At 50.3% G+C, this 10,197-nt stretch carries 11 protein-coding genes; all 11 read right to left on the bottom strand.

Translation table 11 applies throughout. The annotated features are described in order from the left end of the window. Nucleotides 1-269: 269 nt before the first annotated feature. The 11 genes from WCI03_14420 to WCI03_14370 all read right to left on the bottom strand — a co-directional run bounded on the left by WCI03_14420 (nt 270) and on the right by WCI03_14370 (nt 9,991). A complete protein-coding gene (locus WCI03_14420; GenBank protein ID MEI8141047.1) occupies nt 270-926 on the bottom strand; it encodes a hypothetical protein in 657 nt (218 codons plus the stop codon). 87 nt (nt 927-1,013) lie between these two features. Further along, nucleotides 1,014-2,351, bottom strand: coding sequence for a hypothetical protein (locus WCI03_14415; GenBank protein ID MEI8141046.1), 1,338 nt, complete (start codon nt 2,349-2,351; stop codon nt 1,014-1,016). Between the two features lie 3 nt (nt 2,352-2,354). Then, a complete protein-coding gene (locus tag WCI03_14410; protein ID MEI8141045.1) occupies nt 2,355-2,831 on the bottom strand; it encodes a hypothetical protein in 477 nt (158 codons plus the stop codon). An 8-nt stretch (nt 2,832-2,839) separates the two neighbouring features. Further along, the gene (locus tag WCI03_14405; GenBank protein ID MEI8141044.1) at nt 2,840-3,301 is read right to left on the bottom strand and encodes a hypothetical protein; all 462 of its coding nucleotides are present in this window, start codon (nt 3,299-3,301) and stop codon (nt 2,840-2,842) included. Next, nucleotides 3,298-4,215 (bottom strand): hypothetical protein, encoded by a 918-nt coding sequence (locus WCI03_14400; GenBank protein ID MEI8141043.1) that lies wholly within the window; start codon nt 4,213-4,215, stop codon nt 3,298-3,300. Before WCI03_14400 ends, WCI03_14405 begins: the two co-directional genes overlap by 4 nt. After that, nucleotides 4,212-4,826, bottom strand: coding sequence for a hypothetical protein (locus WCI03_14395; GenBank protein ID MEI8141042.1), 615 nt, complete (start codon nt 4,824-4,826; stop codon nt 4,212-4,214). The genes WCI03_14400 and WCI03_14395 overlap by 4 nt, the downstream gene beginning before the upstream one ends. After that, nucleotides 4,823-5,770, bottom strand: coding sequence for a pilus assembly protein PilM (gene pilM / locus WCI03_14390; protein MEI8141041.1), 948 nt, complete (start codon nt 5,768-5,770; stop codon nt 4,823-4,825). Before pilM ends, WCI03_14395 begins: the two co-directional genes overlap by 4 nt. A 36-nt stretch (nt 5,771-5,806) precedes the next feature. After that, the gene (locus WCI03_14385) at nt 5,807-6,217 is read right to left on the bottom strand and encodes a type II secretion system protein (GenBank protein MEI8141040.1); all 411 of its coding nucleotides are present in this window, start codon (nt 6,215-6,217) and stop codon (nt 5,807-5,809) included. A 181-nt stretch (nt 6,218-6,398) separates the two neighbouring features. Continuing rightward, nucleotides 6,399-6,821 (bottom strand): prepilin-type N-terminal cleavage/methylation domain-containing protein, encoded by a 423-nt coding sequence (locus WCI03_14380; GenBank protein MEI8141039.1) that lies wholly within the window; start codon nt 6,819-6,821, stop codon nt 6,399-6,401. A gap of 228 nt (nt 6,822-7,049) precedes the next feature. Then, nucleotides 7,050-8,279 (bottom strand): type II secretion system F family protein, encoded by a 1,230-nt coding sequence (locus tag WCI03_14375; protein MEI8141038.1) that lies wholly within the window; start codon nt 8,277-8,279, stop codon nt 7,050-7,052. 2 nt (nt 8,280-8,281) lie between these two features. Continuing rightward, nucleotides 8,282-9,991 (bottom strand): ATPase, T2SS/T4P/T4SS family, encoded by a 1,710-nt coding sequence (locus WCI03_14370; protein ID MEI8141037.1) that lies wholly within the window; start codon nt 9,989-9,991, stop codon nt 8,282-8,284. Nucleotides 9,992-10,197: the final 206 nt, after the last annotated feature.

Here is a 10,197-nt window from a genome sequence, read left to right as displayed (position 1 = left end):
TCCCTGATGAATCCGCGAAATGTTACTTGTTACGATGTGACCCCTGCACCCATTTAAAGCCCGTCCGCATAATGGAAGAATACCACCAAAACAAAAACAAGTTATCTTAACTTAGCGCCATTCAGGGCTGACCCCGATTCTCCCTTGCGCAACGAAATCCGGACAGTCCTCATTCCGTAGGGACTAGCAGCCTGTCGAATAAGCACCGGCTCAGCCGGAGGCTTCGCCCTACCAGTTGATGCGACCAATCTTCCTGTCCCTATCGGTTTTTATTGTTGAATAACGGTTGCCGTCACGAACAACACCGGTGAACCGCTGTCGGTAAACGTCAGTGTATTAGTCCCAGCCCCACTGGCGTGATATTCATAAACACTACTAGAAATAAAACCACCAGATGAATAGATGCTCAGTGATGAATATTTCATACTTGCGTTATATGGCTTTGTGCCACCTGACACAATGAAAGTCTTGGTTTCAGTGGTACCGATAGTCGTCGAGATCGGCGAAACGGTAAGGGCAGAAACTGCGGGACTGGAAACTGCGGGACTGGAAGTTGCAGGCCCAGAATCCCCCGCTTCCACCTGACTCACCACCGCGATCCCCTCTCCATCCGCCTGATCCCGCACCTTAATATTGTTATTTCCATGCCTGTCAGTGGGGGTATAAACCGCTGTCATTCCGCGACCCTCAATATGCCCCAACGACTCATCATTAACAGACCAGACTAGCGGCAGAACAGCATTAATATTCGTATTCCCAAGTGTCGCGACGAATGTCACCGACGACGCATTCGTGAGCGTTGCACTTGCTGGTGTTAACGTAATGGCATCAGTCGTACTTTTTGTCGACTCACACCCCACAATCGCCATCCCTGCCACGACTACCGACATCATCCCGACCATTACCCATTTGTTTACTGTTTTCATTATCATTTCCCTTTTGTCATTTTGCATGTTGCTAACAAATTGATTACACAAAACTGTCTGCCATTACACACGATACACTTCATAAGTTTATTGCCCCCAATAAGAGAACTGATAAACCAACAATGGGAAATATGGAGGCGAAAACGTTTCGTATCGCGCGTCAAATTTATATTTTTTGTTAAATCCATACGAAGCCCCCTGCGATACAAGGCCACGCCGATACTGGGCAAGACTCCCAAACAGATAAATATTCGGGCGGGGGGTTGCCACCGTTGTATTCCAATTGGGGGCGCCGAAACCGCCATCCCCACTTGTAACCATGATGGCCGCGTGGATATTAATACTGGTCTTGCTTAAGACCGTCACCGCATTGGAGGCCAACAATCCCAACGAATCATCCACGGCACTATTGACAAAATTGGTCTGCCATGGATTCGGACTCGTGGCGGAGGCATAGGTTATTCCATTAGTAATAAAAATTGTATCTTGGGCAGCGAGAGTAACATTTCCGTTAACTACTCCCTGAACAGTAGCATCGCCGTTAATATAGATCGCCCCATTCATCGAGGAAAGTGTGCGGGAGGTAAAGTTAGTCGAACCCACCTTGGCATAACGGACATAACCCACGTTACTAATATTTGTAAAAATAACATTGTAGTCCCCAGCATTCGTGCCCACTAGCGAAATGCCGTATAGCCCTCCCTGCAAAGATTCCGCCTTAGTTTTGATGTCCGTAATATTTTGACCGACGAACTGCCCGCTAATCGGTGCAGCATTGAGATTAAGTCCTCCCATAAAAACCGATGAATTTGCTCCATTTTGATAGTAAACACTACTGGCGGCGGAAAATACCTGTTGCAAAAACCTAGGTTTAGGATTTGAACTGCCATCCACATTGATCTGATCGTTCGAATAGATCTTTCCATCGATTTCATCACCCGGTAAAAAAAAGATCCTCTGCCCGTTAACCAGTTTCTCATAATTTGAAGCATGCATGAAACTAGGGAACCGCGGCAGGGTTGCACACATCGTCAGACTGCGCAGGGAGCCCCCTACGGATACCCCCACCGAGGTCACCTTGTATTTAAATCCTTGGTAACTTGTGTTGTTATTCCAACCAGGCCAAGCTTCAGTACTGACCGCATATCGGCCCTTACTGCTTAAGTTGGTTAAAACATTATTGCCCAGATAACCAGGGCCAACAAGATTCAGGGGCATGCTATTAGTACGAATAATCGCACGAAACCGCTCTAACCCTGCCTGAGCCATTTCGAAAGCGTTGGCATCGTTGACACCATACGAAACCTCAATGCCGCTCCCCGTGCCAAGCCCCATAAGCCCCGCGCCAGTAAGTCCTATTGCCACAACGAGGGCCATGACCAATATCAGCACCCCTCCCGTTTTATTTTGTATATCGATCCTCATGGCTTAATTCCTCAAAAATATGCTAAGTGGCATATCAAGTGTTTCGGATCCCTCCCGCAAACCCAAATTGATTGTCACAAGGGAATTAGTCGGGTACCAAGCACAGCTGAACGTATTCACCCGGTTTGACACAAGTACTGACGAAGACCCGCCCGGCGGTGTATACAACAGATGCGACGTCGGCCAAGTCCCTGTTTTCTGGAAAGAATGAACCATCACCCCATTTGTCATGGCGACTTGAACAGTCAAATTACTCGCTCCCGCCGTCACTACAGCATTACTGCCTGACCTGACTATCCGATCCATGGTACGCATGGTCACATCAGCCTCACGAAGCATATCACGCTCAGCCGATAACCTGAACCACCCCTTGTAACTGAATACAAGAAGAGCCACAAACACCAGTGCAATCATAGCGCCCGAAGCAATACCCACCATGAGTTCTACGACTGAGAATCCATTTCCAGGCTTGGTCTTCATAATTAAAATCACCACCTTGGACCGACAAGGGTATGAAGGACTAGTTGATTGCTTAGCCCTGAACGATACCCAACCGATACTGTCGCCCCTACACAATCATAAGAACTTCCTCCGCCATCAGCATCCACGTAGTAGATCAGCGTGGAAACAGGCATACTGACCCCATTATTGGTCACAAATCCCGTAACTCCGGCAGAGACACTCACCCAAGTACATGGCCCAGAACGCCGCACAGTATTGGTCACAAAACTTTTAGGGCTTGGCAGCCGATTGGTCATGGCCGATCCCCACCAATCCGTTGCATGAATCTCCTCCACGTATCCGCTTGCAGTCGCTAAAGCAGACATACGGTTTCGCTGGACTGCTACCATCGAGTTCGCCTGTCCAAGATAAGCTGCCCCTGCAATCGCCAGAACTGCCAAAATGATAATACTCATCATTACTTCGATCAGTGTGGATCCTGATTTCACAACCCACCCCCGCCTCTATACAGCCTCACGATCTCCCGGCGCCCCCCTTTGCTGACCACGGTGACCTTGTCTGCCCCAATCGCTTCAATCTTAAATCCATCCACTTCATCACCCACGCCAAACACTCCCTGATCGGTCATAATCATCGGAGCAGCTTTGTTCCCGACCACTCCCGTCAAACGGAAGGATACCTGGGGCTCAGCTTCTATCTGGCTTGTAACGGGTTCCACATAAGGCATACGATTCTGCAGCTTTTTAACCGATAAGAGACTTACAGGCTCTGCCGCCCAAGTCTTAACCCCTTCTGTAGCCTTGTCCAGCCTCGCTCCAATAGCCTCCGCCGTGGCCGGAATAATGCTCCCCACCTGCCCAAAGCCGGTGTCCCCATTCCGGTCGACCACCACCCGAACCACCAGAATCAGATCTGCGGAATAAGACGTTTCCGGGGTCAACTGGGCTGCCTTGATATTGACCTGTATGGCCTGGAAGCGACGTTGGGGCTGGCCCAGGTAATCCAACATCGCGATCAGTGAGGCGAGCGGCCCGTCTCCGCTCAGGGTCAATTTGTAATCCATCCAAACCGCTGTGCCCGTGCCAATTTGTTTTTCCACATTGGAGGACCGAATTACAAAGCCAAATTTTTGGGCTGCATCACTTACACTCAAGGACAGATCTGCCGCCATATCCTTTGCCACACCTTGAATAACAAACGGCTTTAAAACTTTATGAGCTGCGCCCGCCTTCTGCTCCAAAACAGGAATCATGTTCAACAAACTGGCTCGTTGCATTAAATTCCGCTCCTGCTTTCGATCATAGATAAAACCGAAAAGGAGCATGGCAGCAATGACAACTAACGGCAGGGCAATACAGACTACCAACTCCCATTGCCCTGTTTTGACGGTTGGACGATTCATTGAGTGATCCCCTCCAAAACCCCTGTAAACCGCCAACTCAAGAAATCACGCCCCTCAAAGTTCACACGCGTACTGTTCTCTGAGGTAAACTGTCGAACCTGATTTGTGAGCAAGGCCGAACTTTCCCAGCGTGCGATAACATTTGGCAAAGTCAAACCTCCATCCTTACTCATGGCGGACGGAACATATACCTCGACCTTGACGGTCCCCTCTGCATCGCCCCCATCCAAAGTCAGTTTCCCCAAATCCATTCCCTGCGGCAATGACTCCGCGAGGCCTAACACAATGGCTGCCGGTTTCTTTCCCGTTGCCCTGAACTTAGCCACTGCGTCCAAGGCACCCGCCAGTCCTGCCAACTCCGCCGTCACCTTACTCAAACACTCATCCACACCCCGAACATTGGGGTGCTGTCGTAAAAAACGCCGTTCCGCCTTATCCATCGCTGTATTCCGCGCCGATAAATCCACAACGGACACAGTCAAATAATAAGCCACGGCGGCAATTGCCACTACCGCCACCGCCAGATAGGAGAGCACCCAGCGAAACCACAGCCGTCTTTTCTCAAGCGTCAAAACCTGCTCGCGGGCCATGTTAAACCGATACGTTGTCATATCACGCCCCCCCTTAATGCCAATCCAAGGGCCGGCACCAGCAACGAATTGCTGACTGAGGATTCGGCCAACTTATCCTTCGCGCGCTGATCTTTGGCCGTCATCACGGTCAGCGGATTCCAAACCTCAACCGGCAACTTCAAATCATCCTTTAAATGATCGATGAACACCTTCGACTCCGGTACCTCGCCGGTTAACAACACACGTTTCACGCTGTCCCAATCCAGTTTATACTCGCTGTATTTCAACACATCCCGGATATTTTCGCTGAGAAAACCTGGCGCCTGCTCCCACGTTGTTGCCCGGCAAAACACGGTATAGGGGTAAACACCGCCTAATTTCCGCATCACAATGACGTCAGCTGAATGGGGCGACATATTTACCAGACACACCGAAGCCTCACCGACTTGATTATCCAATAACAGAAAGAGATTTGCGACCGCCATAGCCCGGACATCAACAATAACGGGATCTAACCCTGCGAGCGTCAAGATTGCCAACTGCCGTTCCACATCTTTGGCCGGGGCCGCAGTCAGCACCCCTTCAAGCATTGCATGTACCGATCCACCAACTCCCTTGGGCCGCTCCTGAACATGCCAATCGATCGATAATTTATCCCGCGTCAATTGCATCGCCTCTTCTGCCTGCAAAACTAAGGCCGACTTCATTTCGGGCAATGACATCTCCGGCATCTTGAAATAGCGCATCACCATCGATGAACTCCGGAGCGAGGAACACACCATTTTGGTGGGCATCCGGATTGAACGCCAAAAAGACTTGAGTACCCCGGCAATATCCTTCTCCGAGGCGGAGGCGTCGTAGGGTGCCCAACCAACATGAGTGATAACGGGAAGGTTTTTCCCTTTTTTGACCAACCGGGCGGCCGTGATATGGCTATCCCCCAGATGAATCCCAGCAATATCGGATATTGACCAACTGATCACAGTAATTCTCCCTTTTCACACCCTCACCCCAGCCTATTACTGGAGCAGCGTCCCGCCCCAGACTCCGTCCTGATTAAGCGTTATCGTCAGCGCGTTGACCTCACCCGTTGACCCCGTTGCCGTTGCTGTATAGGTAGCGGCAGCCGATTCCACGGTATAGTCATCATCCAGATAATACTTCCCTGCAAGATCGTTTGTTTTGATAGTAAAGCTGGCAATAGCATACGGATGGGTGCCGGCCAAAGCAGTCGGAAAATGGCCATATTCAGACTTATACACCTGCATCGCTGTACGGATAGAACCTAAACCCGTCTGGGCTTCCGTGGCATATGCTTTCTTCTTATTCCACGTCATCAACGGAACCGCCACAGCGGCCAAAATTGCCACAATAATAGCAACAACCATCAACTCAACCAGTGTGAAACCAGATTTGCTTTTCATATTCATCGTTGTTTCTCGTTTAAGTCCAACTGAATATTCGATCCACACCATGCATTTCCCTGAACTAAAATCACAGCAAAACGAAAAAGAATCCTCCCCTTTTTCCTCTCTCCTAACCGCCGCAAGCTGAATAACCTGCGGCAGGAGGAGAGAGAATTAAGGAGAGGCTTTTTACGTCAAACGCCTATTACTGAAGAAGCGTTCCACCCCAGGCTCCGGCCTCAGTAAGTGTTACCGTCAACCCATTGACATCACCTGTTGAACCCGTTGCCGTTGCTGTGTAGGTAGCGGCAGCCGACTGCACGGTATAATCGCCATCCGCAAAATACTTACCGGCAAGATCATTCGTCTTGATGGTGAAGTTAGCAATGGCATACGGGTGGGTGCCAGCGTTTGCGGTCGGGAAATTACCATTTTCGGCCTTATACACCTGCATCGCCGTGCGGATTGATCCCAATGCCGCCTGGGCTTCTGTAGCCATCGCTTTTTTCTTATTACCCGTCATCAACGGGATCGCAACGGCTGCCAGAATTGCCACAATAATCGCCACAACCATCAACTCAACCAACGTAAAACCCGCTTTATTCTTCCTGCTCAATTTCATCTTCATTCTCCTTTTTGTTTGTTTACTATGTTTCCCTGCAAATACTTCATCTCCACCCAAACTCCCCCACCTTCTGCCGCCCACCTCCTTGTTGACCATTGAGTAAAAACATATTCAACTATCCTCTGCTCACTGCCCTCTGCTCACTGCCTACTGCTCACTGCTCACTGCCCTCTGCTCACTGCCCTCTGCTCACTGCCTACTGCTCACTGCTCACTGCCTACTGCCTACTGACTAATGAATATTCCCCGCCGAACTAAACACGGGTAGATAAATTGCCATAACCAATAAAAGAATAAGCCCGCCGAACACTGCGATTATTATGGGCTCTAAAAGCGAAATAGCCACCATAATTGTTCCCTCTACCTGGTCTTCATAAACATCGGCCACCTTCGTAAGCACCTCGGGAAGACGTCCGGAGGACTCGCCCACCCCCACCATCCGGGCCACCAATCTTGGGAACACTTTCTTATCAAGACTGGAGGCGATGCTGTTTCCTGCCATGATCTTGTTCCGGGTGGACTTCATGGACGCCTCCATGACCTTATTCCCCAACACTTCAGCAGCGATTTCAATGGCCGTGGCTACAGGCACGCCACCGGCCATCATGATACCGAAATTCCGGCAAAAGCGTGACACGGCCAATTTACGAACGATATCCCCAAAAATCGGCAAACGCATCACCACTCCGTCAATTTGTAACCGCCCCACAGACGTCGCCGCATACATGGTTCCAAGGACGATGGCGGCTACTATTCCCAGAAAAATCCAGAGCGTGTTATGGATTAAAAACGTATTGAAGGCGAAAACCATCCGGGTCAATTTCGGCAAGTTGTTCCCATACCCGGCGAAAATATCCTGAAATTGAGGCAATACAAATACGGTCATAATGCCTGAAATCAAAATGAAAAAACCGCCAATAAACATGGGATACGCCATAATACTTTTGATCTTGCGGGCTAAACGGTCATTTTTCTCCATGGAGGTCGCCAGATAATTCAGGGTTTCTGTCAAACTTCCCGCTTCTTCAGCTGTCCGGATCAAGGAAACAAATAGCCGATCAAAGACTTTGGGTTCCCCGGCTATCGCTTGCGAAAAAGGGGCGCCATCATCCAGCTTTTTCAAAACCCGCTCCAATACACGCCGGAATGCCCCATTTTCTAAATCCGCCGCAATGGATTCCAGGGATTCAAGTAGCGGGATGCCAGCACTGACTGAAATGGAAAGCTGGCGACAAAATATTGCCTTTTCCGCCATTGAAATTCCGCCAAAACCAACTCCCTTTTTCACAGGGACCTTTACCACCTCAAGACCGCCAACTCCGACCCCCTCATCACTGATATCAGTAACGGTGAGGCCCCGTTCATGCAATTGCGAAAGGGCCTCGAAACGCGATGCAGCGGAATAAACCCCCGCCACCTCACGCCCACTACTGTCTTTGGCTGAATAACGATAATCGGGCATAATCAGTCTCCTGAGCACACACTCATTACTTCTTCAATGGTTGTGGTTCCGTTCTGGACCTTGCGTAAGCCGTTCACTGCCAGGGGAGCCATCCCGAGCTCCATCGCCTTACGCCGCAAGGCCACCGAATTAGAACCCGCTATAACCATTTCCTTGATCGGATCGGTAACTTCTAAGTACTCAAATATCGTTGTCCGTCCACGATACCCGGTGTTCAGGCATTTCTGGCAACCCGCTCCATGATAAAAGGTCCAACTGCTGGCTTCAGGAAGAATGCTGGTGGCATAGGCCAAAGATTCCTCATGAGGCTGTATGGCCTTTTTGCAATGCGGGCATATCACCCGGACCAACCGCTGGGAAATCACTAGTTTCATGGTTGATGCAATCAGATACGGCTCAATGCCGATATCTTTCATCCGCCACAATGCCGAGGGGGCATCATTGGTGTGCAGCGTGCTCAATACCAGATGGCCTGTAAGGGATGACCGCATCGCGATCTGGGCCGTTTCCAGATCCCGGATTTCACCGATCATAATCATGTCGGGATCCTGTCGCAGAATAGCCCGCAACGCCCCGGCAAAATCCAACCCGATCTTAGGCTTGATCTGCATCTGGTTGATACCGGGAATCAGGTACTCAATGGGATCCTCAACCGTCTGGATATTCCAAGCGGGATCCTTTAGATAATTCAACGCAGCATAGAGCGTCGTGGTTTTACCGCTCCCGGTGGGACCGGTAACCAATATAATGCCATTCGGTGACTGAAGAATTTTCTGAAACCGTTTGAGCATGACCTCATCCAGGCCAATGTCCTTCATATCCACAATCAACGCCATTCGATCCAGGACCCGCAAGACCAGTTTTTCTCCATGTGCTTCAGGGAGAGATGATACGCGGACGTCGATAATCCGATCATGAACCTTGAATTTAAAGCGGCCATCCAACGGTAAGCGCCGCTCGGCAATATCCATGTTTGAGAGAATCTTGATACGCGTCGCAATGGCCTGATATAGGGCTTTGGGCGGCGGAGTGATCTCACGCAGAAGACCATCCACACGGATCCGTACGGTGACGTCCTTTTCGCCGGGCTCAAAATGTATATCACTGGCCCGATCCCGCACCGCCTGCATGAGCAATAGGTTCACAAACTTAACCACTGGTGCATCATTGGCATTGACCATCAATTGATCATCATTGCCGCGAGTTTCGAGATCATCACCCGTCACAACCTCCGGCGGCAATTCAGCAATATCCTTCAGATCCCGCTCCAGATGAGCTTCCTGGCGATAGAATTTATCAATGGTTGCCCGGATGCGGGCTTCTGAACTGATGGCCTTACGGATCTCCATTCGTGTTAAGGAACGAACGGTGTCGATCGCCTCAACATCCAGTGGATCCTTCATAACGAGGGTGATGACAAGACCCGCTTCTTTTTTGACGGGGATCAAGCAATAGCGGCGCGCCACTGTCTCGGGCACCAATTTGACTTCTGCCTTCTCGAGTCGGAAGTCATCACCGAGTTCAAAGTAAGGAACCCCTAATTGATCGGCCAAGGCGCGGGCAAGGTCATCAGGCGAGACAAAACCAAGTTCTGAAAGGACTTCGCCAAGCATCTTGCCGGTTTCTTTCTGCCGTGCAATTGCCTGGGTAAGTGCTGATTCAGTAACCAGCCCCTTTTCCAGAAGAATCTTGCCTAGTTTTGACTCAACCATAATGGTCTCCGACACTCACTCCCGAATCACACCCTCACCCTAGCCCTCTCCCCTCAAGGGAGAGGGAATGCCTATCCGAATCACACCCTCACCCTAACCCTCTCCCCTTGAGGGAGAGGGAATGCCTATCCGAATCACACCCTCACCCTAGCCCTCTCCCCTCAAGGGAGAGGGAATGCCTATCCGAATCACACCCTCACCCTAAC

It is taken from the genome of bacterium (genome assembly GCA_037143175.1).
Lineage (GTDB): Bacteria > Verrucomicrobiota > Kiritimatiellia > CAIKKV01 > CAITUY01 > JAABPW01.
Note: the sequence above shows the minus strand (reverse complement) of the source record. Positions and strands in the feature narration are given on the sequence as shown.